The organism is uncultured Merdimonas sp. (assembly GCF_963929015.1).
Taxonomy (GTDB): Bacteria; Bacillota; Clostridia; order Lachnospirales; family Lachnospiraceae; genus Merdimonas.
Genome location: NZ_CAWVHE010000009.1, coordinates 27,731 through 48,940, shown reverse-complemented (window position 1 = coordinate 48,940; position 21,210 = coordinate 27,731). Strand labels below are relative to the sequence as shown.

General features: G+C 48.3%; 23 protein-coding genes and 1 pseudogene. 2 read left to right on the top strand and 22 right to left on the bottom strand.

Annotated elements, in window-relative coordinates; all coding sequences use genetic code 11:
- Positions 1-23: 23 nt before the first annotated feature.
- The 17 genes and pseudogenes from ABGT54_RS04930 to ABGT54_RS04850 all read right to left on the bottom strand — a co-directional run.
- Complete coding sequence (locus ABGT54_RS04930; protein ID WP_346663083.1) at positions 24-992, bottom strand: HAMP domain-containing sensor histidine kinase; 969 nt, start codon at positions 990-992, stop codon at positions 24-26.
- Positions 977-1,648, bottom strand: coding sequence for a response regulator transcription factor (locus ABGT54_RS04925; protein ID WP_346663082.1), 672 nt, complete (start codon positions 1,646-1,648; stop codon positions 977-979). The genes ABGT54_RS04930 and ABGT54_RS04925 overlap by 16 nt, the downstream gene beginning before the upstream one ends.
- A gap of 271 nt (positions 1,649-1,919) precedes the next feature.
- Complete coding sequence (locus ABGT54_RS04920) at positions 1,920-2,702, bottom strand: Fic family protein (protein ID WP_346663081.1); 783 nt, start codon at positions 2,700-2,702, stop codon at positions 1,920-1,922.
- 94 nt (positions 2,703-2,796) lie between these two features.
- The gene (locus ABGT54_RS04915; RefSeq protein WP_346663080.1) at positions 2,797-3,408 is read right to left on the bottom strand and encodes a metallophosphoesterase; all 612 of its coding nucleotides are present in this window, start codon (positions 3,406-3,408) and stop codon (positions 2,797-2,799) included.
- 78 nt (positions 3,409-3,486) lie between these two features.
- A complete protein-coding gene (locus tag ABGT54_RS04910) occupies positions 3,487-4,089 on the bottom strand; it encodes a hypothetical protein (RefSeq protein WP_346663079.1) in 603 nt (200 codons plus the stop codon).
- Positions 4,089-4,631, bottom strand: a complete 543-nt coding sequence (locus ABGT54_RS04905) for a hypothetical protein (protein WP_346663078.1) — start codon at positions 4,629-4,631, stop codon at positions 4,089-4,091. Before ABGT54_RS04905 ends, ABGT54_RS04910 begins: the two co-directional genes overlap by 1 nt.
- Before the next feature lie 142 nt (positions 4,632-4,773).
- On the bottom strand, positions 4,774-7,428 hold the full coding sequence (locus ABGT54_RS04900) for an ABC transporter permease (protein WP_346663077.1): 2,655 nt from the start codon (positions 7,426-7,428) through the stop codon (positions 4,774-4,776).
- A gap of 1 nt (position 7,429) precedes the next feature.
- Positions 7,430-8,116 carry an ABC transporter ATP-binding protein gene (locus ABGT54_RS04895; RefSeq protein WP_106789662.1) on the bottom strand — a complete coding sequence of 229 codons (687 nt, stop codon included), beginning with the start codon at positions 8,114-8,116 and terminating at the stop codon, positions 7,430-7,432.
- Between the two features lie 99 nt (positions 8,117-8,215).
- On the bottom strand, positions 8,216-9,145 hold the full coding sequence (locus tag ABGT54_RS04890; protein ID WP_346663076.1) for a HAMP domain-containing sensor histidine kinase: 930 nt from the start codon (positions 9,143-9,145) through the stop codon (positions 8,216-8,218).
- Positions 9,138-9,818, bottom strand: coding sequence for a response regulator transcription factor (locus ABGT54_RS04885; protein WP_346663075.1), 681 nt, complete (start codon positions 9,816-9,818; stop codon positions 9,138-9,140). The genes ABGT54_RS04890 and ABGT54_RS04885 overlap by 8 nt, the downstream gene beginning before the upstream one ends.
- A 28-nt stretch (positions 9,819-9,846) precedes the next feature.
- Entirely contained in the window at positions 9,847-10,206 is a 360-nt protein-coding gene (locus ABGT54_RS04880; RefSeq protein WP_346663074.1) for a hypothetical protein, read from the bottom strand.
- 87 nt (positions 10,207-10,293) lie between these two features.
- Positions 10,294-10,485 (bottom strand): helix-turn-helix transcriptional regulator, encoded by a 192-nt coding sequence (locus ABGT54_RS04875; RefSeq protein ID WP_346663073.1) that lies wholly within the window; start codon positions 10,483-10,485, stop codon positions 10,294-10,296.
- Between the two features lies 1 nt (position 10,486).
- A complete protein-coding gene (locus ABGT54_RS04870) occupies positions 10,487-10,786 on the bottom strand; it encodes a hypothetical protein (protein ID WP_346663072.1) in 300 nt (99 codons plus the stop codon).
- 124 nt (positions 10,787-10,910) lie between these two features.
- Complete coding sequence (gene yaaA / locus ABGT54_RS04865) at positions 10,911-11,654, bottom strand: peroxide stress protein YaaA (RefSeq protein ID WP_346663071.1); 744 nt, start codon at positions 11,652-11,654, stop codon at positions 10,911-10,913.
- Positions 11,655-11,677: 23 nt separating this feature from the next.
- Positions 11,678-12,487, bottom strand: coding sequence for a hypothetical protein (locus tag ABGT54_RS04860; RefSeq protein WP_204931420.1), 810 nt, complete (start codon positions 12,485-12,487; stop codon positions 11,678-11,680).
- Positions 12,488-12,492: 5 nt separating this feature from the next.
- Positions 12,493-13,032, bottom strand: coding sequence for a transcriptional regulator (locus ABGT54_RS04855; protein WP_204909006.1), 540 nt, complete (start codon positions 13,030-13,032; stop codon positions 12,493-12,495).
- A gap of 617 nt (positions 13,033-13,649) precedes the next feature.
- Positions 13,650-15,015: pseudogene (locus tag ABGT54_RS04850) on the bottom strand (transposase); the annotation flags it as partial.
- A gap of 168 nt (positions 15,016-15,183) precedes the next feature.
- On the opposite strand from ABGT54_RS04850, the gene ABGT54_RS04845 reads away from it, so the two are divergent.
- Entirely contained in the window at positions 15,184-16,458 is a 1,275-nt protein-coding gene (locus ABGT54_RS04845) for an ATP-binding protein (RefSeq protein ID WP_346663070.1), read from the top strand.
- A gap of 102 nt (positions 16,459-16,560) precedes the next feature.
- Here ABGT54_RS04845 and ABGT54_RS04840 read toward each other — a convergent pair whose 3' ends face one another.
- From ABGT54_RS04840 to ABGT54_RS04825, 4 genes are read right to left on the bottom strand one after another with little or no spacing between them, the layout of a single operon-like run.
- Positions 16,561-17,655 (bottom strand): aldo/keto reductase, encoded by a 1,095-nt coding sequence (locus ABGT54_RS04840; RefSeq protein ID WP_346663069.1) that lies wholly within the window; start codon positions 17,653-17,655, stop codon positions 16,561-16,563.
- 39 nt (positions 17,656-17,694) lie between these two features.
- Positions 17,695-18,192: a cyclophilin-like fold protein gene (locus tag ABGT54_RS04835; RefSeq protein ID WP_346663068.1), complete on the bottom strand. Its 498-nt coding sequence runs from the start codon at positions 18,190-18,192 to the stop codon at positions 17,695-17,697.
- Entirely contained in the window at positions 18,192-19,043 is an 852-nt protein-coding gene (locus ABGT54_RS04830; protein ID WP_346663067.1) for a DUF3737 family protein, read from the bottom strand. Before ABGT54_RS04830 ends, ABGT54_RS04835 begins: the two co-directional genes overlap by 1 nt.
- A gap of 14 nt (positions 19,044-19,057) precedes the next feature.
- Positions 19,058-19,315 (bottom strand): hypothetical protein, encoded by a 258-nt coding sequence (locus ABGT54_RS04825; protein ID WP_346663066.1) that lies wholly within the window; start codon positions 19,313-19,315, stop codon positions 19,058-19,060.
- A gap of 154 nt (positions 19,316-19,469) precedes the next feature.
- Between ABGT54_RS04825 and ABGT54_RS04820 the strand changes: the two genes are divergently transcribed.
- Positions 19,470-20,363 carry a LysR family transcriptional regulator gene (locus ABGT54_RS04820; RefSeq protein WP_346663065.1) on the top strand — a complete coding sequence of 298 codons (894 nt, stop codon included), beginning with the start codon at positions 19,470-19,472 and terminating at the stop codon, positions 20,361-20,363.
- A gap of 13 nt (positions 20,364-20,376) precedes the next feature.
- Here the strand turns inward: ABGT54_RS04820 and ABGT54_RS04815 are convergent, their stop codons facing one another.
- Entirely contained in the window at positions 20,377-20,874 is a 498-nt protein-coding gene (locus ABGT54_RS04815; protein WP_346663064.1) for a hypothetical protein, read from the bottom strand.
- Positions 20,875-21,210 lie beyond the last annotated feature (336 nt).

The window sequence follows — 21,210 nt, the reverse complement described above, 5'->3', positions numbered from 1 at the left end:
AAACCGGTCTCAATCGCAAAAAATCACGAAACTGTGAGTGTTCCGGCATTGGGCAGGAAAAGGCAGAAATCCGCTCCCTTTCCTGCTTCTGAACGCACCTCCACATAACCGCCCTGAAGTTCTGCAATCTTGCGTGTCAGATAAAGCCCGATTCCAAGGCCCTCCAGATCCTGCACCTCCGGCTCCCGGTAAAACCGGGTAAAGATCTGTGCCTGACGCTCCAGGGCAATCCCCTTTCCCGTATCTCTCACATGGATCTCTGTAAAAATCTCCTTTTTCTCTACGCATAGCGTAACCCGGCCCCCTTCCGGGGTGTATTTCACCGCATTATCCAGCAGGTTATAGACCGCTTCTTCTGTCCATTTCCTGTCATGGGAAAGAAGAAGCCTGTTCTTATCGGTTTCTCCTGACAACTTCTCTCCCCCGCCTTCTACTTCCAACGCAATGCTCTTTTTCGACGCGGCAGGTACCACCGCCGCCATGGCGCCGGCAAGAGTATCAAACAGGTCTCCTCTTTCTTTGCGGATCTGGATCACCCCCGTCTCCAGCCGGGACATTTTTACCAGACTCTGAAACAGGAAATCCAGCCGGTCTGTCTGATGTTCCAGCTTGTTCAGGAATTCCGTTGCCTCCCCGGGCAGATCCATATCTTTTAAAATCTCCAGATAGATCTTTTGATTCGCAACGGGGGTTCTGGTCTGATGGGAGATGTCGGAGATCAGCTCCTTCATCTGTTGCTTTCCCCGCAGATTTTCTTCATCTTTTTTCTCAAGGACATGCAGCGTCCTGCCCAGCTTTTCATTGACTTTTCCCAAAAGAGAATCCTGCGTATCTGCGGACTCATCCGGCTTTCTCCCCTGCAGGACCGCATCCAGACTCTCGTCCAGCCTGTCGGCAAATTCACAGACATCCTGCTTCAACTTCCAAAGCTTCCAGCTAAGGATTCCTGCCAGAGCAATGGCGCATGCCAGCATGATCATTTTCCAATCCATTGATATCCCATCCCGTATACGTTTGAAATATATTTGTGTTTCTCATCTTCAATCTTTCCCCGGAGTCGGTTCATGTTGACGGCCAGCGCATGCTTGTCCACAAACTGATTTCCCCTGTCCCACAGGCGATCTAGCAGAACCTCATAGGTAAGAAGCTGACCTTTGTGCATGAGAAATTCCTTCAGAATCCGAAACTCCGTGGGCGTCACGGTACAAAGTTCGCCCTCCCGCCGGATCTGCGCTTTATCCAGGTCAATCTGCAGGAATCCATCGTCAAAAGCAATCTTCTCTTTCTCTCTGTCCCGCTTCAGGATCACGTCGATCTTTTTTAACAGGATCTTCATGGAAAATGGCTTTGTCACATAATCTTCCGCGCCCAGTTCATACCCTTTCAGCGCGTCCTCTTCCAGATCCCTGGCTGTCAGAAACAGCACCGGCACCCGGGAACGCTCCCGGACCCACCGGCAAAAGGCAAAGCCTTCCCCATCCGGCAGATTCACGTCTAAAAGGATCAGATCCGCTTCCTGCTCTCCAAAGGCATTCTTCCCTTCTGCAATAGAATGGACGGAAGCCGTCCGGTATCCGTCCTTTTCCAAGACATAAGAAATCCCCTGGTTCATTTCCCGGTCATCTTCTATGATTAAAATTCGACACATATCTCTTTCCTTTCCCGATTCAGCAGAATAGCTGCTTCGCGGTTATTATACCACGCGCGCAGGGAAGGAAGCGCTGCCGCAGGCGGCATTTACTTCCCAAGCCGTGGATTGCCGGTATAATCCCTGCACAGCAGGGCAGCCCGGTTCCCGGGCTGGATTGCACTTCGTGCAATCATTATACCATGAAATACACATAAAAAAATCAGAGTCGCAGATTATCACGGAATTGTGACTATCTGCTCCCCTGATTTGAAATGTTATATGACAGTTCTTATTTCTTTTCCTTTGCCTGTCTCTCCCGGTCTTTGGAAAGTTTCAAAGCCAGGCTGCGGACTCTGTCAAAGGACTCCAGTTCACTTTTCAACAAGACATAAACCATCTCTGACAGATCATTCTTCTTATCATATCTTCTGAATGCTTCCCTGTATTTTCCAGTCGGCTGGATGGAAACAGGCAGTAAACCGTTATTGATCAGCTGCTGGTTCACGACCATTCTTCCGGTTCTGCCATTCCCGTCTAAGAAAGGATGGATCCGTTCAAAACGGATATGACTGGCTGCAATTTTTTCAAAGATCTCTTTCACTGTTGCCGCTTCTATATTTACTTCCCCAAGCCAGCTTTTCAGAAGTTCCGGAACATCCTGCGGATCTGGAGGATAGTATACAGCCTCCGACAAATTTCCAATATAGACCGCAGTATCCCTGTAATCTCCCTGCATATGCCTGATATAGCCATTCGCTTTTCTGATCCACTCTTCATCAATCATCGTTTTCTTAAATGGAAGCAGCATTTCCCGAATCGCGTAATAAACTTTTTTCACATCTGTATATTCTGAATAGGTGTGATTTGATCTGACTTCATCGTAATCAATCACTGCGATCGTTTCTTCCAGCGACAGGGTATTCCCTTCAATCGCGTTCGTACTCCAGGAAAACCGCCTGGCAAAATCTTCCGTAAACGGCTGGCTGATCAGCGGATTTCCCAGGTGCTTAAAAATGATCTCTTTTTCTGTCTCAATCTGTGAGACCCTTTTTTCATTGTCAGATAATGGCATGCTATCTGTCTCCCCAATATTATGATAAATGAAACGGTTTCTTCTTTTCGATCCTTTTGCTACATAATATCATATCACCGAGTCATGGCGATATCTATTCCATCCTTCTTCTCTCACATGCGATCCACTCATCCAGTGTAAGCGGCACATAGTCGGAATACATACAAAAGCAATTGATCATGTTGCAGGGGATCTGTCTCGCTGTCCCGTCAGGACTTACCGAGGCAGTTTCCCTTGTGATCGCCTGAAACCGCTCCAGGAGCCGCTGATCCTGCGTATCATGCACATGGCCGTAAAGCATGTATACTTTAGGATTCCCTTTTTCATCCACACGGTACTGGCCATTGTAGCACATGATGGGATAATGGCAGAGGATCACCTTTCTCTTATTGTCCTGCAGCTCCTCATAGGGCTTGATCCACACAAACCGGCCTGCGTTATAGTCTTTGTTCTTCAGAAACCGGTCGTGGTTTCCCTGGATCAGATACAGGCGTCCGTTGAGCCGCTCCAGCAGTTCATTGGTTTCTTCCGCCTTTCCCCACGACAGATCCCCCAGGATAACGACCTCGTCATTCTTTCGCACTTTTCGGTTCCATTGCCGCAGCATATATTCGTTCATCGCCTCGACGCTCTCAAAGCCGCGCCGATCCATTTTCGTATTCAGCGCCCCGTGGAAAAAATGCGGGTCCGCAATATAATATCTCACCTCTGATCACCTCCCTTGTTCAAATTTTTCTTTCTTGAATCGTCTTGACAAAACGGTCCCATCTCTTTAGAATAACAATTAAGAAATGGGTTTTTTCCAAGTAAGATCTTCGGATTGGAACGGGTTGCTCGTTTCTTTTTTTATGTCCAAAATGTCATATAGATAATATTTCCCGTCTTTAGCATGGCGGATCAGCATAGAGGCATGATACATATTATATCGTTCTGTTTCTCCCTTTTCATTACATACTGGCAGGGCGAAATAAGCATCATAACGGTACCAGCCATACGCCGCATCCCGTAAATGTTTATCTCCGGAGTTTTCCCGGAAATACTTTCCTGTTGCAGTCTGCAGTAATTCTGGAATCCCCTGCGCGGCATTCGCCTTTGCCTTTGCATTGGCTCCTTTTAGAGAATAAGTATATCTGGAACCTGTATATTCATCTGGCAAATCACTGCCAATATAAACCATATCTTCTGTAGTCTCAATCTTATAACAGTTCCCCACATATTTCCGCAGATACTCTTTCACTGTATCCCACGGAACCGCACGTTTCCCTTTAAACAGAATCTCTGGAATAACAACGACCTTCCTGTCTTCTTTATCTGAGATGACCCTCACACTTTTCTCCATTTCTGGCACCTCTTCCTTAACCTTAGCGATTTCTTCCAGTAAATTCATCACAAAACCTCCAACTGTATGATATCCAGAATCTTATCACCACGCTTTAACATCGCCGCATAATCTTTTATCTTGAAAAAATCAAGTTCATTAACAATTTTCCTGTAAGCACAGATTATTTCTTTATAATACTCAAACGGCACTTTAGATTTAAAACGAATTAAATCTACCAGCAGCCGCTCCCGGCTGTATATCGATATCTCTACATTCTGATACTCAATGGTAACCTTATCAAAATCATATAGGCTGTCCTTTACAAATGCCTGCTCAACCCGTTTATCTTTTATTCTTGTGTCTTCCCGCCGGGTAGCCATAAAATAATGAGTTGGAATCACATCTGTAAATCCGTAATAATAAAACGCGCTTTCTCCTGTAAAAACTGCACGCGGATATTTCGCGACAATCAATTCCAGTTCCGAACAAAATTCTTTATCTGAATAAAGACCCTTTTCTTTTTGAAAAAGAGTCTTTTCTGCCAACGCTTGTTTTATCTTATAGTCTGTACCATAATGCTCTATACAGTCTTTATAATTAAAAATCATAGGTTTACCTTCTTTTTTTGAGCAATCATTCACTTTATCTTTGTTTATGTGTATTTTTACTTAAATCATACCATAGTTTTCCCATATGTCAAGTATAAAAGGAGCAACCTCATAACGAGATTGCTCCTTTCCTACTTACTCTCTACTCCACTTCCCGCAGCCGCTCCACAATAGTCATCCTCGCGATCCCCCGGTAGACCCCAAGAGGCAGGACAACCCCCAGCAGCAGGAAGACCGGCGCAGCCGCCCACAGGGCGGTCACATCAAAATGATAAGCAAAGAACCAGAACATGTCTTCCAGCATGCCCCCGACCAGCGGTTCCAGAAGGAACACCAGCACAAGGGATAAAAGGATGGTGGCTCCCGCATAGAGAAGGCCCTCTGTCACCAGCATTTTCTTTAGCTGCCTTCCCGTCATGCCCACTGCCTGCAGCATGGCAAATTCCCGCTTTCTCACCAGAATCCCGGTGAGGATGGCGTTGAAGAAATTCAGGATCCCCACCACGCCCACGATGGCGCAAAGCGCGCCTCCAAGGAGCAGGAACATCTGCCGGAATCCCTGGAAATCCTGGCGGACCAGCGCCTTGCTCTCATACATCAAAGGGGACGTCTCCCCCTTTGTCAGCTCTGCCAGAAAGTGTTCCGCCGCTTCCTCTGCTTCCCGGTTTGGCGTATCGAACATGTAGAAGAGCGAATACAACTTTGCTCCACTGTCTGCCTTTAGCTGCTCCGTCCCCATGATGGCATCCATGCCGTACATCAGGCTTACTCGGAAGGAAATCTGGTAAGGCACCGCGACCAGCGCGCAGACAGTGTATTCCACGTCATGGCTTTTTTCTATGTGATACTGGATATATTCCTCCGGCGTGGCGTCTGTCACCGGCTCCCCGGTCCGGGAGTCCGCATAGTACCCCTCGTCCACATAGGTCACCGTCAGTTTGTCTCCCGGCTTTGGATAATGCTCCGTCATCTGGGGCGTCCCGTAATCATCGGTCACCACCGGAAGAGCGATAGCCCCGCCCTCCGGGTCCCGCAGGGGTTCCAGGCTCCCTTCCAGGACTGTCAGCTTGTCCAGCAGGGCGTCGTCCATGCCCTCTGCCTGGAGCAATACCTGGATCTTGTCTCCCCGTTTTTCCCGGATCTGAAGTTCCTGGTTGACCTGCTCTTCAGACCCTGCAAAAGGCAGGCTGCGGAACTGTTCTTCGTCAAGCCACACCTTGGGATATATTCCAGGCACCGCCCAGGCCTGACCTGCGTCCGCTTCTTCCGTGTTCTCCCGGATCTGCTCCACCGTCTCCCCGGCGAGTCCGGATTCCGGCCCATTTGCCTGGAACCGAAAGTAATCCGTGTTCCCCACGATAAAATCCGCGCAGGTCTTCTGTTCCAGATATTTCTCCATACTGAATCCGCCGGTAAACTGGAAGGTAAGGTCCAGCAGCACCATCGACAGAGACAGGGAGACCACCACCAGTGCGGTGCGCTTTTTATTCCTTCCCAGGTTGGCAAAAGCCATCCCGCCGATCCCGGCCCGGCTGCTTCTTCGCTCCTTCCGGGAAGAAATGCCGGTTTCCGTATATTTTACCGCCTCCACGGGAGAGACTTTCGCCGCCATCCGGCCCGGCCGCCCGCAGGAGAGCAGCACCGTCGCCACCGCGAACAGCGCGGACGCCGCGAAGATCAGAGGCGAACTGCTGACCTCTGTCTGTATCGTCTCCAGACTGGTCCTGGCAAGGACCACCGGCACCAGGCCGGATCCCACCAGCCAGCCGGCGATCAGCCCCAGCGGACAGCCGATCCCGCACAGCAGAAGGGCCTGCTGCCGGATGATCCGCCGAAGCTGCCTGGGCGTCACCCCGATGGTCTTCAGAAGGCCGTAGTAGCGGATATCCCCTGTCACGGAGATCTGGAAAATGTTGTAGATGATCAGATATCCGGTGAAGATCACCAGAAGGAGGAACGCCGCCATGGCGGCCAGAAGGCCGGGATCCAGCTCCGCTGCTGCCTGGGCCGTGGTATAGCCCCAGTTTACCCCGTAGTTCAGATAAGTATCCGCTCCCGGATCGTCTCTCTGGTATCCCAGATCCTCTTCGATCTCTTCCATGGTCCCGTCAATATCCAGGCTGGAGGACAGCATGACATTTAAGTCCCTACGGAAGGGCTCCAGGCCCTCCCCTGTCATGTCCCGCTCCAGCTGTTCCATATAGGCTCTGGAGATATTGATGTAATGCACCGGCATGACAGGATCGTACTCCCACCATCCCACAAGGGTGAAGGTGTCCGTCCGCACTCCCCCGTTCTGCTTCTTGTCGGACACCTGCCAGGTGAGGGTGATCTCGGCTCCCAGTTCTGGCTTCACGCCCAGCAGTTCAAGCGCCGCGTCGTCCAGGATGATCTCCTTTGTCCCTTCCGGCTCCCTGCCTTCTTTCAGATCGATGTAGCTCCACTTTGTATTATTTTCGTCCATGTAGCTGACTTCCGCCGGGACTCTGGCAAAGGCTCCCTCCGCGATGATCCCCGCCACGATTCGTTCCCCGGCAGCTTTCACCTTCTTATGCCCTTTGATCTTCTCTGCCTGTTTATCTGTCACATCCTTAAAGGTGCCGTGGGCGTACCCGCCGATCTGGCGGAAGGTGTAGGTCTGATAGCTCTCATTTAACGACATCACAATGGTAAAAAGAGAGGTAAAGAGAACCGTAGTCAGTACGATGGCCACCACTGCGATCAGGTTCCGCTTCCCGGAGGCCCGAAAGGACTTAAGACTCAAGTTCCAGATGGTTTTCCTGTTTTTGACCCGCATGCTACGCCTCCCTCCTTCCTCTGGAAGAAAGGATCCGCCCGTCCTCGATCCGTATGATCCGGTCCGCCATCTGGGCAATCTCCTCGTTGTGGGTGATCATGACGATGGTCTGCCCGAACTTCTGGCCGGACAGTTTCAAAAGTCCCAGCACATCCTGAGACGTGCGGCTGTCCAGGTTGCCGGTGGGCTCATCGCACAGAAGGATCGAAGGCCGGGAGGCCAGAGCCCTTGCGATGGCCGCGCGCTGCTGCTGTCCGCCGGAGAGCTGCCCCGGAAGGCTTCTGGCTTTCTGCAGGATCCCCAGCGTATCCAGGATCTCCTCAATAAACGCCCGGTCCGCCTTTTTCCCGTCCAGTTCCACCGGGAGCGCCACATTTTCATAGACACTCAGCACCGGCACCAGATTGTAGGACTGGAATACAAAACCGATCTTCCGGCGACGGAAGATGGTCAGGGCTTCTTCCTTCAGAGAAAAGATGTCTTTTCCGTCCACGTACACCTTCCCCTCGTCCGGCCGGTCCAGGCCGCCCAGCATGTGGAGGAGCGTGGACTTTCCGGAGCCGGAAGTGCCCACCACGGCTGCGAACTGCCCCTGCTCCACAGACAGGCTGACTCCGTCAAGGGCCCGCACCTGATTTTCCCCTTTCCCATATATTTTTGTAAGATTGACTGCTTTCAGAACTTCCATAGCCTGCTCCCCTTTCAACTGAAAAAATCTGTATGAATGTATCATTCATACAGATTATCTCATGGTATTCTTTCCAGAATCTTTCAGCGCCAAAAACAATTATGACAGTTCTGAAAGATTTCCCTTTCCCTGATTTGGCAGAAAAATGGAAAACACCGATCCCTGCCCTTTCCGGGAAGACACTTTGATATATCCTCCCTCTCCAGCCAGGATCTCCCGCGCCAGATAGAGACCGATCCCCACGCCCTCCTGCTCCGCCGTTTCTTCTCCCCGGCGGAACCGGCCGAAGAGTTCCGGGATGTCTTCCTCGGCAATCCCCGGGCCGGTATCTTCTACCTCAATGGCTGTAAAAAGTTCGTACCGCCGGGTGCGTACTTCGATCTCGCCCCGGCTGGTATATTTGACCGCGTTGTCCAAGATATTGCCCACAGCCTCCGCCGTCCACTTCCGGTCAAACCAGGCCGTGGCAGGCCCGGAACAGTCGGTCAGCTTCAGACCTTTCCTCTCTGCCTTCTCCCGGTAGGCGCCCGTGACCTCTGCCAGCAGTTCCTTCACATCCTGCTCTCTGGGGTGCAGGGTGATGATCCCGGTCTCCAGCCGGGACATCTTGATCAAAGCCCCGATCAGGAAATGCAGTTTCTCCGCCTGCTTCCCAAGAGCGGTCAGATACTCCCGGTTCTCCGGACTTAACTCCCGCTCTTCCAGAAGCTCCGTATAGAGCAGCAGATTGGCAATGGGCGTCTTGGTCTGGTGGGAAATGTCCGCAATCAGGGTCTTGATCTTCTCCTTCTCCGCCGCGGCCGCCTCTCTGGATCGCTCCACGGCGCTCAAGTAATCCGCCATCTCGCTTTCCAGCGCAGAACACACACTCTCGTCGAACCCGGTCTCGCGGAACTGCCCGCTCCTTGCCGCTTCCAGCATCCGCCGCAGCCGCTCCGCGGTCCGTCTCTCTTTTCGATATGAATATATGGCAAACAGGACGCTGCCAAGAATACAGGCTGCCGCCAGGATCATCATTCCTCTATCCATGCTGCTTCACCCACCGGTATCCGGTCCCGTAGACCGTCTCGATCCACTCCCCTGCCGCCAGCTTGTCCCGCAGCCGTTTCACCGTAACGGACAGGGCGTTCTCGTCCACATACTCCGCGCCGTCGGTCCAGATCCGGTCGATCAGCGTCTCCCGCTTTACGATCCGGCCCTCGTTCTCCACCAGGATCCGGAGCAGCTTCTGCTCATTTTTACTTAGTTCCACCGGAGTCCCCTCCACCAGATACTCCATCCGGTCAAAGAGGAACCGGTATCTGCCGGATTCCCACCGGGCCTCCGTCCGGCTTTCCGTCTCCTTTTTCCGCCTCAGCTGCGTATTGACCCGGGCCCGCAGCACAGCCAGGCTGAAGGGCTTGGTGATGTAGTCGTCGGCTCCCGCCTCCAGCCCCGCCACGATGTCTGTCTCCATATCGTTGGCTGTAAGAAGGATGACTGGAACCGCCCCCTTCCCTTTGATTTCCCCCAGGAAATCAAACCCGCTTCCGTCCGGCAGGTTCACGTCCAGGATCACAAGATCCGGCTGCGCCTCCCTAAGGATCCGGCGGGCTTCCCGGATCTTCCCGCAGCTTTGCAGTGTACGGTCTTCACTTGTTAGCGCCCGGCAAAGGCCCGAAGCCAGAGCCGCGTCGTCTTCAATGATGAGAATGGTCTCCATAGGTTACTCCTCTTCTGATCATACGAAATTATAAGGCTTCCAATTGCGCCAGCAGTTCTTCCAATTCCGAACCTTCCCGAAGAAATGCGTATTCTTCGTTATTTGCTATCTCATCGGCAAATGTTTTTGCCAGCCTGCCGGAAAGCCAGGTGGAATCATTGCCATCTGCATTACGATATAAGGGGGACCTTTGTATTTTCCACTCTTTTTTCATGGACGGCAGCATTTTCTGAAGGATCGACAGACTCTCGTCTTTATCTTTTTTAACCAGGGCAAGCTGCAAATGGGCATTGTAGCACATCCATTCCGGGAAATAAAACTGACGGTTCAGAGATTCCTGAAAATCTGCCAGAAATTCTGCGTCTTTTTCAACTATTCTTAGTGCCATCTTGAGTGTCATCTTGAGTACCATCATAATTTATCTGGAACTCATATCCACTGATGATTTTTTCAAATCCGCTTCCTTTCCATTCCCCTATGAAGGCAGGAACAATTCATCCACGGTAAGTTTCAGCTCCCTGGCAAGACGGAAGGCCAGCGCCAGTGTCGGATCATATTTATTATTTTCAATCGCATTTACGGTTTGCCTGGAAACTCCGCATTTTTTTGCCAGTTCCTCCTGCGACAGCCCCAGATCTTTCCGCCTGCTTCTGATTATATTTTCCATATCAATCGCCGTACCTTTTTCTGTAAAATAAAAGAGTCAGGAAATAAACCATTGCCGTAACACTGAGTTTAACAAACGGATTGATCAGCATAGCTTCGGCTCTGACAATAGACTCCACAACATCCATGACCAGCGTCCCCACAACCACCAGAAGGGTGAAAGAGCTTGCTTTCCAGACAATGAGCTGCCTTCTTTCATCTCCGGTTTTAAGAAGAGATACGATCATCAGAATATCTATTATAATCAGCGCTAACAGAAAAATCAAAAAAGTCCACATCAAGATCGTTGCTGTATTTCTCATATCCATTCACTCCTTTTCCACTCCAAAATGTAAAATACTTTTTACATTTTCACGATAACAAAGAAGCACAAAAATGTCAAGATATTTTGACATTTTCAGATATCCTATTATTGAATACGAACATCTATCCTTTGATAAATATAAATGTCCTCTCGTCAGACAACTCCGCCCGGTATGTATATCCCAATCGGTCAAACCGCTTCATCTCCTCCGGATCCCGGATCCGATTCTCCGCCATATACCGCACCATCTCGCCTCTGGCCATCTTGGCATACACGCCTTTCTGCACGATCTTCTCCCCGGAAAATTCACCGAAGACGCAGGTGATATACACATCCTCCGGCTGCAGATATTTCTCAACACAGCGGGAATATTCTTTTGACGCCAGATTGATGAGGATCCGGCTCTCGTCCAGGACCTCCCGGTACAGGTGCTCGCCCCAGTACTCATACAGATCCTTCTTTCCGCCGATCTTTGCCTTGGCCTGCATTTCCAGGCGGTAGGGCGTCACACCGTCCAGCGGTTTCACCACGCCGTAAAATGCCGACAGGATCCGCAGATGTTCCTGCACATACTGAAGCTGCCCGGACTCGAATACGGCGGGCGCCATATACTGATATGCGATCCCTTCATAGGAGAGGATGGCCGGAGTCAGCCCGTGACAGAGATCCATGTGTTTCAGCCTGTCATAATTCTGCTCTGCGATCCTGTCGTTGCAGGCCCACAGCTTCTTCGCCTCCCCATAGGACAAGCCCTGCAGGAACTGAAGGATCTCTTCTGTCTGCTCCATAAGAACCGGCAGGCCCTCTGGCGCCAGGTCGTTCGTATTCACATTCATTTTCTTTGCCGGTGATAAGAGGATCTTCATGACTGCCTGCTTCCTTTCCTGTTTTACCGAAATAGATACTGATATGTGCGACGCTGCTGCAACAGGATGTCCCGTACCCGTATTTTAATTTCTTCCGGATAATAAGGTTCTTTCTCCAACAGCATTTCAATCTCTTTTATGCTGTAAGAAAACTTCAGGGACTGCCCATACAAAGCTTCCACAGCTTCCAACTGCTCCATAAAATTTCTGCTCAGTGTTTTGGCTCTGACCTGCGGGATAAGCGTGATAATATCCTCCCCCATCGGATAATCCATCTGTGTATCCGACAGAAGCGCGCAACCGTTATCAAACACCGGGCAGTAATGATAATGACCGTCTCTATCAAGCAGCACGGCAATATTATGCATATGTCTGTCCTCGTTCAGGAACAGCGCATCTATTGTCAACAGACGGCTTAGATAAAAACCAAAGTCTTTCAGGCCCGTCATCTGCTCCACCTGCTCTGTCAGAAAACGCGTCCTTTCCTCTACACCCTGTATCTGGAAAATGCTCACATACAGACTCCGCCCATACAGATTCTTGAACAATCTCTCCAACGTGATAAGCTGCCAGCCATCCGGGAGAAAATTTCTGCTGCGACAGCCCCTGTATATTGCTTGCTTATACCTAATTTCTTCCGTTTCATACAGAATATAATCATTTTCCTCCATATTGGAGTATCGCAGAAGCTTTGAGACTACATATTCCGCCAGGCCTTCATAACCGGTATAGTCTGCCTTGTACCATACCCCTTCCGATTCCCACTTCAACTGATTCCCTTTTGACGACTGATGCGCCGCAGTCCTCAAATCCTTTTCTTCCAGACGGATCATTTTCCTCACCTCTCGATCTCAATCCAAAAATCATCTTCTGCCATTTCCCCTTTGGTTTTCTGGATGATCATAAGCGGATCATAAAATGGAAGATTCAGCTCCTCAAGCAGGATTTTCATCTTGTCTCTCGTCCGCGGGAAACATCTTGATTCCAGAAATTCTTCATACTCTTCATATGTGGGGTGTTCATTTTTCCCAAACGCCCGGTACAAGGGATCCGTTACATAGTTTTTGATTTTTACCCGCTGTTCCCTGTCATTCACATCTATGATGGTGCACAGCCGGTTCTGATTCAAATATCTGAGCCGAAGAGGGAACTCTCTTTCCGGGATCTCCAGCTCTTCCAAAAGCCACGGGCGCTCCCGCAGGATGCAGAGCATGGCGGCAGCAGCTCCCGACACTGTCCCCCCGCTGCTTTCCCAGTGTTCCACCGTTTTAACAGAAACATTCATCAGCCCGGCCAGTTCTTTTTGCTTCATCTTCAATTGTCCGCGTATTAGTTTCACTTCCGAAGCACATACTGTTTTCTGTAAAGCAAATTCCATTGTCCCACCCCCTGTCTTTATGATTATAAATCGATTTCTTTCTTATAGAATATCATAAATTATACTAAAATCAAGGGGTATATAACAAAAATACTACTGATTTATAGTAGTAGTCTTTTTCTGCCGCGGTATCGTTTGTATCTTCTCACTCTTCTTACCTCCCTTGACCTGCTTCTATCTAATAAGACAATTCAGTTCGGTAAAAAGTTAGTTTTTCATGGAATAATTGCGGCAAATGTTTTGGCTAAACTAAAATCACAATTTAGTTTAGCCAGTGATACCATTGACAATCCACAGAAAATCCGACTATAATAAAATCACAATTTAGTTTGGACGAATATTCTGAATAAAATTGACTTATACTATTAGGTAATTGCGAAACAAGGTCGCAATCCTGATTAAAAATGCGGTAGGAATCCTGCAATGCAGGATTCCTAAGATGAGAAGCAGGTGACATCAAAATTAGACATGACAAAATAACTTCCCAGATGGACTGCGAAGAAAAAATGTTATAAATACCAAAGGTCAGGCAATCAAAGGTTTTAAACTTCGTATGTATTGAAGTTGGTGGATTTTATCAGCAACAAGTACGGTAATAAGTTGTGTAATTCCTGCAAGAAGTAAATCGGCATGAAGCGTTTTTTCATTCTGTGTTTTACGATTCGCAATACAGAAACTATCCTTGAAATGGTTGATTGATTTTTCGACATTTACACGGATTTTGTAAGTGTCTTCCCATTCCTGGGAACCTCGTTCTACACCAGGATAGGCGCGGAGATTTTTCTCTGGATAAATATAAATCATTCGTCCGCAGGAAGAAGTGGTGCATGGATTATCGCAGTGACATACCCGACATTTTGACTTGTCGGCAGGATTGTATTCCCATTTCATTTTTGGACATACAAACTTCATGGTAGGAAGTTTGCTGCGCAAATGGGATTTGCTTCCTTCCCGTTTCATAGGAAGTGTTGGATCATGTGGGCAGCAGGGAATACCATTTTCATTCACTGTGTAGTCCGTTCCTTCCATGGAAAGTTTTACCCTGAGGGGAATAAAAGCTTTATGGAATCCAATCTCCTCGAAAAGAGATTTATAGATTTCAATCGTATCAAAGGCGGCATCGCCAAGAAAAGTCTTTGGCTCAATCAAAGGATGTTTTTTGAAAAAATCAATCAAAACAGGAAGCAGCGCTTTTGAGTCGGCAAGCGATTTATCCTCATCCGGAGAATCCGATTTCTTTTCTACAACAATATCAGGATGTGCATTTAGGAAATCCTTGTTGTAGAAAGATATGTCGCGGACAATGCCAAGTCCATTTGTGACGATACCGAATTTATAGGCATAACAGAAGTGACCATTGATGTACATCTGCTGGATTGCCTGGTTGGATGCAGCATGAGTTGGCATGGAACCATAAGCGGCTTTGTAAGGATCATAGGAATCATCAAGGTTATGGGATTTTTTAAAAGCCTTCAGCTGTTTAATAATACGGTTGGCATACTTCGGATTATTTTCTGTAACCCATGCTTCAATACCGGAGGTATCAAAGATAGTCATGTCGGCAAGAGCCGGATTCAGCTTTTGGCATATCGGTTCGGTCAGATCTACAAGATGATCGAACATAGATTGTAAGTCCGATAAGAAATCCTGTTTAAAGCGAGTGAATTTTGAACCGTCTGGTACAACATCAAAGCCGCAAAAATCACGAAGTTCCTGAGAGTATTTCAAGAACACAATCAGGAGCGTGTCCGTCGGGATTGAAAAAATACGCTGGAGCAGAAGTGCCTTGAGCATAGGATAAAGCTGGTGCTTGCGAGGTCTTCCGGTTTGGGCGTGAAAATGAGAAACAAAAGAAACAGGAACAATTTCATCAAGGTTAATGGCTTCATCAAGAAGTGCTAGAAAATGATATTTGTCATTATCGAATTTATGTTGACAATCTTCAAAAACTTCTGCCAAAGTGAGCTGCTTATGTGTTATCATATAGGTATATCTCCTTTAAGGTGGATTGGTTAATAGTTTCTAGTCAACTCTATTTTACCATAAACCTTGAGGAGATATTTTATTTTGGCAACAAAAAATGCCGTATTTATGCGGCTTTTGGCGTTTCGCAAACGCCTACTTATACTATAACCGAAGGGAGAGATTGTCATGGCATATATCAAACGAGCTGCGGAAGATACGATTGCACGGGTGTCCAAAATGTTTCCGGTGCTGCTGGTAACTGGCCCCAGACAGGTTGGAAAAACGACCTTATTGCAAAGAATGGCAGAGGCACAGCAAAATGAAGGCATAGAGCGTAAATATGTGACTCTGGATGATCCTGATGTCCGCTACCTGGCAAAACACGATCCTGCCCTGTTTTTACAGAGGTATTCTCCACCGGTACTGATTGATGAGATCCAGTATGCAACAGAGCTGCTGCCCTACATCAAAATGAGTGTTGACCATTCTAAGAAAAAAGGTGATTTCTGGATCACAGGCTCGCAGGTTTTCCGCCTTATGAAAAATGTCAGCGAAAGTCTGGCCGGACGGGTTGGAATCGTGAACCTGCTGGGATTATCCAATGCGGAAATCTATCATGAACCAAGCGAGCCTTTCCAGACAGAAGCCGGGTATTTGATGGAGCGTTTGCCCGTAAAAAGAAAAAGAGATTTAAATGAGATCTACCGCCGGATATTCAAAGGTTCTATGCCGGAACTCTATGCAGATGAAAATGTGGACTGGGAGACTTATTACCGCTCCTATGTTGACACCTATCTGCAAAGGGATATTCGGGATCTGGCACAGGTCGCGGATGAAATGCAGTTTTACAATTTTATGACGATTGTTGCTGCACAGACCTCAAAACCTGTTGTCTATGAGGAACTGGCGAGTGCCGCGGGCGTTTCAGCTCCAACGGCAAAAAAATGGCTCTCTATTTTGGTGTCGTCTCATATCATTGCACTTGTACAGCCTTATCACAACAATGCACTCAAACGGGTGGTAAAGATGCCACTGCTCCATTTCCTGGACACCGGCCTGGCAGCGTACCTTTTAAAATGGGGTAATCCCGAAGCACTGGAAAGAGGCGCCATGTCCGGGGCTTTCTTTGAGAGTTATGTTTTTTCAGAGATTTATAAGAGTTATCTGAACGCAGGAAAAGAGCCGCCTATTTTCTATTACAGGGATAAAGACAAGAAAGAAATCGACCTGCTGCTATATCAAAATGGTATGCTTTCCCCGATAGAGATCAAAAAATCGGCGTCACCAGGCAAAACCGCGATTAAAAACTTCAAGGTATTGGAACCCGTTACCAGAGAACCGGCTTTCGAAGGGTTGGAGTCTTTGAAGGTCGAGATTGGAACAGGAAGTGTGGTCTGTATGGCAAATGATCTGCTGCCTGTGGACGAAAAGAACTGGTATGTACCCGTTTGGCTCATTTAATCCGTATTTTGCAGAAAAAACGAGAACCGAACAGTTCTCGTTTTTTCTATGCCATTTTTTTATTTTTCTTCCACTAAAATTACACTATTTTTTCACTATTTTTTACTCTCCGAAGTACGCTGCAATCTCCTTCATTCGCCAGCTTTGGCTGACATGGAAGGGACAGCGGGCATCACAGTGGCCGCAGGAGACACAATGCGATGCCTTACGCTCCATATGGGCGTAGTGATCCCGGGCCAGCCCGTCACCGGCCTTTGCCAGATCGTAATACTTGTTGATAAGCCCCACATCCAGACCGGCAGGGCAGGGCTGACAGTGGTTGCAGTACACACATACGCCGTTTGACTCGGCAGGCGTGAAACTGCCAAGGATGGAATAATCCTTTTCCGCTTCTGTGGCGATGAGAAACCCGAGAATCCGCTTCAGATCTTCCCGGTTCCGCACACCGGGCAGTACCGTCAATACACCTGGACGATCCAAGGCGTACTGCATACACTGGTACTCCGTCAGGGCCTGGCCGAAAGGCGATGTTTTTGCGTCCAGCAACTGCCCGGCGCTAAACGCCTTCATCACCGAAATGCCCACGCCCTCCGCTTCGCACCGGCGGTAAAGCGCAGCCCGTTCATCCCCGCTGCCGATGGCATACTCCCCGTGGCGGTAGTCGTAGGCGGGGTTGATGCTGAACATCAGCATATCCAGGATGTGCATATCCAAAACTTTCTCTGCCACAACAGGCGTGTGAGAGGAAAGCCCGATGTGCCGGATAACGCCCTGCCGCTTCAACTCCTCTATGTAGGCGATGGTTCCATGCGCCTCTGCCTTTTCCAGGTCGGAAAGTTCATCAATACAGTGGATAAAACCAAAGTCAATATAATCCGTCTTAAGAGCTTTCAACTGCCAGTCGACAGAACGCCTGATCTCATCCAGGTCCAGTGTCCAGCCGTATTTGCCGCTGCGGTAATCCGCACCGAAATGGACCTGATAATACACTTTATGCCGGCAGCCGGATACCACCCGGCCATAGGCGGGAAAGGGCGTGGCATCCCCGGCGGCCATGTCAAAGTAGTTGACGCCGTTTTCCAGCGCCATGGCAATCGTCTTTTCAGCTTCCTCCCCGCCCGAAGCGCCAAGAGAGCTGTTTCCCATGCCGATGATACTAATCTGTTCCTCCCCGTGAGGCAATTTTCGATACTCCATAAAATCCTCCTTGCTTGCCTTTTATTCTCTCAATAAGTCCTAGTCCTCCACTGATAAGGTTACCGTCACATCGCCGCTGACCAGCGCTTCCTCCCAGCCGGTGAGGTCATCGATACGACCGATCCTTGTATAACTCCAGGAGTTGGAACCATAGAACATAACGATCTGATTTCCCTGATATAGCACAATATCTCCGGACTGGGTCGTGGTCTGGCTGTTGCTTGCCGGAAGGCTCTGGCCCAGCGGCCCCACCTTTTCAAAACCCGCATAATCACTGAGCTGTAAGGTAACAGGGCCGTTCTCCATCATCTGGACAAGAGCGCTAACCGCGCTGTTTTGTTCCAAAGTGGCAGTAAAATCCTGGCCGTTTACATTGACGTTCATTTTCATTTCGCCGTTTTCCTCCTCAACCCACTCACTTTTTTTATTCTCTGCTTCCTGCGATGGCGCTGATGATTCCTGGCTCCCGCATCCGTCCATCAGTACGGATGTGCTAAGTAATAGAAACAACAGGAAAAAAACCTTTTTCTTCATCATCAGAAGCCCGCCTTTGGCTGTATCTGCACGGTGCCTGTCCCCTCTTCGATATCGCGGATGATCTCACCCACTGCCGGGACAGTGATCCGGCTGCCGCGAAGTGGATTTTTAACGCTGAGAACCGGCGTGGTGACCGTTGCTTCCACTTCGCTCCGCTCAAAGGCCAGGTCGCAGCCTTCCATTTCACAGTGAATGAGCTTCAGTCCCTTGCAGTAGCACAGGGGCTGTGTCCCGATAATCTTACAGTTTTCAAAAGTAATATTCTCGCTGTACCAGGCCAGATACTCACCTTTTACTACGCTGTCACGCACTGTGATGTTTTTCCCGTGCCAGAAGGCGTCTTTCGTATCAAAGGTGCAGTTCTCAAATACAGCATCCACGATATACTGGAAGGAATATTTGCCTTTCATCCGCACATTGTTAAAATGCAGATTGGAAGAACGCATCATAAAATATTCGCTTTCGACGTCGCAGTCCTCCATTTCAACATTCCTGGCCGACCATCCGAACTCCGGGGAGATCACATCGCAGCCACGCATCAGAATGTCCGAACACTCGCGCAGGGCCTTGATCCCGTGAAGCTTTGTATTCTCGATGGTCATGTGGTCAGAGTACCACAGGGCCGCCCGGCAGGCCTGCGTCATCCTGGAATCACGGATGACAAGGCCATGGTCATGCCAGAAAGGATAACGCAGATTGAAGAAGCTGTGTTCCACCTGCACATCGCTACACTCCTTAAAGGCACTCTCGCCATCAGCGGGACCGTCAAAGGAGCAATCCTTTACCAAGATGTCGTGGCTGCCGTAAAAGACACGCTCTGCGTCAAAGGTCTGATCCTGAATCATTTTCATATGAAAACCTCCTTCTATTCCTCTTTCTTTGTCTCCATCTGATAGATAAGATAGTCCAGGCAGTCGATCCGCCTTTGATTGCGATGGAGCTTCTCCAGCAAATGTTTCCTGTGGCGTGAAAGAAGCCTGCGCTGCTGTTCCTCATCCCCGCTGTCCTGAAGCGCCATAAACATTTCTACCATCTCATCGGAACAACCGGCATCCTTCAGGTTCTGCAAAACGGTATAGGCATACGGATTTTCATTTTGAGCCAGGGATTGTTTTTTCTGCATTCTCTCTCACCACCACGGATCAGCACAAACTGAATTTCTGTAAATCATAGTATAGACGTCAGCACATTATATATCAAATACTTATTTATTATTTATTTCCATAATTGACGGTTATGGTGTTGTCCGCTATACTGAGTGTCAGGAGGTGGTTTCGATGGAATTTCGTTTATTGGAATACTTTCTGGCAGTGGCCAGAGAGCAGAATATCACTGCTGCAGCGGAGTCTTTGCACATCTCTCAGCCGGCTTTATCCACGCAGCTCAAAGCGCTGGAAACTGAACTTGGCAAGCAGCTCCTCATTCGCGGTGTAAAAGGCTCCCGCAAAGTCATTTTAACGGAAGAAGGGATGATCCTGCGTAAACGGGCGGAAGAAATGATTTCGCTGATGCGCCGCACAGAAGAAGAAATCACCGGCTCCAATGAAACCATTGCGGGGAATGTTTATATCGGGGCCGGTGAAACGGAAACAGTTCGTTTGTTTGCACGGATTGCAAAAAAACTGCAACAAAAATATCCGGATATCCGGTATCACATCTCCAGCGGCAATGCAGAGCATGTATTGGAATATCTGGATAAAGGACTGATTGATTTTGGGCTGCTTTTTACAGAGATTGATCCACAGAAATATGAGGCCATTCCGATTTCTGTCAAAGATACCTGGGGCGTTTTGATGCGTAAAGATTCGCAGCTGGCAGAAAAAGAAGCAATCTGCCCGGAAGATCTGTGGGATAAACCGCTGATTGTTTCCCACCAAAAAGGAGATGACTCCTATCTGAATCAATGGCTGCAGCGGAAAGAATCGGAACTGCATATTGTGGCCACCTACAATCTGCTTTTTAACGCCTCACTAATGGTAGAGGAAGGACTTGGATACGCTCTGTGTTTTGATAAGCTCATTCACACGCAGGGAAGCAATCTTTGCTTCCGCCCGCTTTCGCCCCGGCTGGAAGCGCGGGGATTCATCGTCTGGAAAAAATATCAGGTGTTTTCCAAGGCGGTAAATCTTTTTTTGCAATCTCTGCGGGAACTGCTTGAAGTGAAAAAATAATCCTTTTACAAAGTTATTTCCATTCTATTCCTTTTATCACTTTTAAGATCATTTCCCGGTTCTTTTCATGCAGATAAACTTCGTTCAATTTTGACTTGCTGTATTGCAGATAGGTATTCCTGGTCTTTTCTGTCAAAAGATGTGAGAAAAATCTTTCCCAGCTAAAATACGTTCTACTGTCAATATACGTTTCCGGAGTCTCTAATATATCCTGAAGTTCTTTCCCTTCAATCAATCCGGAACTCAGGATAAGCCATTCAAAGGATTCTGGAAAATACAGATATATATTATCCCTCCGGGAAGCATATTGATAAAGGCGGTCCACCTCTGGTCCGATCGCTGCCCCGTCTGCTATAACGCAGATCTTTTTCTCTTCCGTCTGCTCCAGCATATGAAAAATGTTAGATTTCCCTCCGGCGCTTTCGCAATTGATACCATTTTCTTTCCCTACCGCTTTAAAAAATTCAAACCCCGAATTAGAATCCTCTGTTATTATCTCTTCCGGTTTCACCGGCAAACTCTGATAATTAGAATAGATCCGATACAGTTACTGATATGCTTTTTTTGTATCGTGATATTTCCCGGAACAGTGAATTCCGTATATTTCTTCCACGCTGTATGGCAGAGTGTATAAATTTTCCCTGGTGATCAAAACAAAATAGTTATTTGAATTTCGGAACTTCTCCGCAAATCTTTCTGTCGTGATAAAGACATTTTCTTCGTCTATGAAAAAGATCGTTCCTTTCCCTTTTTAAATATAATATAGCCCTTTAAGTTAGTATAATCCGACCGGAAAGTTGTACCACACCTTGGAAAATAATCAAATCTCTCAGGCAGATTTCATTGA

Excerpts from the sequence above, each read along its gene's own strand:
- ABGT54_RS04930 (WP_346663083.1), bottom strand. The coding sequence starts at position 992 with ATGGATTGGAAAATGATCATGCTGGCATGCGCCATTGCTCTGGCAGGA.
- ABGT54_RS04925 (WP_346663082.1), bottom strand. The coding sequence starts at position 1,648 with ATGTGTCGAATTTTAATCATAGAAGATGACCGGGAAATGAACCAGGGG.
- ABGT54_RS04920 (WP_346663081.1), bottom strand. The coding sequence starts at position 2,702 with ATGCCATTATCTGACAATGAAAAAAGGGTCTCACAGATTGAGACAGAA.
- ABGT54_RS04910 (WP_346663079.1), bottom strand. The coding sequence starts at position 4,089 with ATGAATTTACTGGAAGAAATCGCTAAGGTTAAGGAAGAGGTGCCAGAA.
- ABGT54_RS04905 (WP_346663078.1), bottom strand. The coding sequence starts at position 4,631 with ATGATTTTTAATTATAAAGACTGTATAGAGCATTATGGTACAGACTAT.
- ABGT54_RS04900 (WP_346663077.1), bottom strand. The coding sequence starts at position 7,428 with ATGCGGGTCAAAAACAGGAAAACCATCTGGAACTTGAGTCTTAAGTCC.
- ABGT54_RS04895 (WP_106789662.1), bottom strand. The coding sequence starts at position 8,116 with ATGGAAGTTCTGAAAGCAGTCAATCTTACAAAAATATATGGGAAAGGG.
- ABGT54_RS04890 (WP_346663076.1), bottom strand. The coding sequence starts at position 9,145 with ATGGATAGAGGAATGATGATCCTGGCGGCAGCCTGTATTCTTGGCAGC.
- ABGT54_RS04885 (WP_346663075.1), bottom strand. The coding sequence starts at position 9,818 with ATGGAGACCATTCTCATCATTGAAGACGACGCGGCTCTGGCTTCGGGC.
- ABGT54_RS04880 (WP_346663074.1), bottom strand. The coding sequence starts at position 10,206 with ATGGCACTAAGAATAGTTGAAAAAGACGCAGAATTTCTGGCAGATTTT.
- ABGT54_RS04875 (WP_346663073.1), bottom strand. The coding sequence starts at position 10,485 with ATGGAAAATATAATCAGAAGCAGGCGGAAAGATCTGGGGCTGTCGCAG.
- ABGT54_RS04870 (WP_346663072.1), bottom strand. The coding sequence starts at position 10,786 with ATGAGAAATACAGCAACGATCTTGATGTGGACTTTTTTGATTTTTCTG.
- yaaA (WP_346663071.1), bottom strand. The coding sequence starts at position 11,654 with ATGAAGATCCTCTTATCACCGGCAAAGAAAATGAATGTGAATACGAAC.
- ABGT54_RS04860 (WP_204931420.1), bottom strand. The coding sequence starts at position 12,487 with ATGATCCGTCTGGAAGAAAAGGATTTGAGGACTGCGGCGCATCAGTCG.
- ABGT54_RS04855 (WP_204909006.1), bottom strand. The coding sequence starts at position 13,032 with ATGGAATTTGCTTTACAGAAAACAGTATGTGCTTCGGAAGTGAAACTA.
- ABGT54_RS04845 (WP_346663070.1), top strand. The coding sequence starts at position 15,184 with ATGGCATATATCAAACGAGCTGCGGAAGATACGATTGCACGGGTGTCC.
- ABGT54_RS04840 (WP_346663069.1), bottom strand. The coding sequence starts at position 17,655 with ATGGAGTATCGAAAATTGCCTCACGGGGAGGAACAGATTAGTATCATC.
- ABGT54_RS04835 (WP_346663068.1), bottom strand. The coding sequence starts at position 18,192 with ATGATGAAGAAAAAGGTTTTTTTCCTGTTGTTTCTATTACTTAGCACA.
- ABGT54_RS04830 (WP_346663067.1), bottom strand. The coding sequence starts at position 19,043 with ATGAAAATGATTCAGGATCAGACCTTTGACGCAGAGCGTGTCTTTTAC.
- ABGT54_RS04825 (WP_346663066.1), bottom strand. The coding sequence starts at position 19,315 with ATGCAGAAAAAACAATCCCTGGCTCAAAATGAAAATCCGTATGCCTAT.
- ABGT54_RS04820 (WP_346663065.1), top strand. The coding sequence starts at position 19,470 with ATGGAATTTCGTTTATTGGAATACTTTCTGGCAGTGGCCAGAGAGCAG.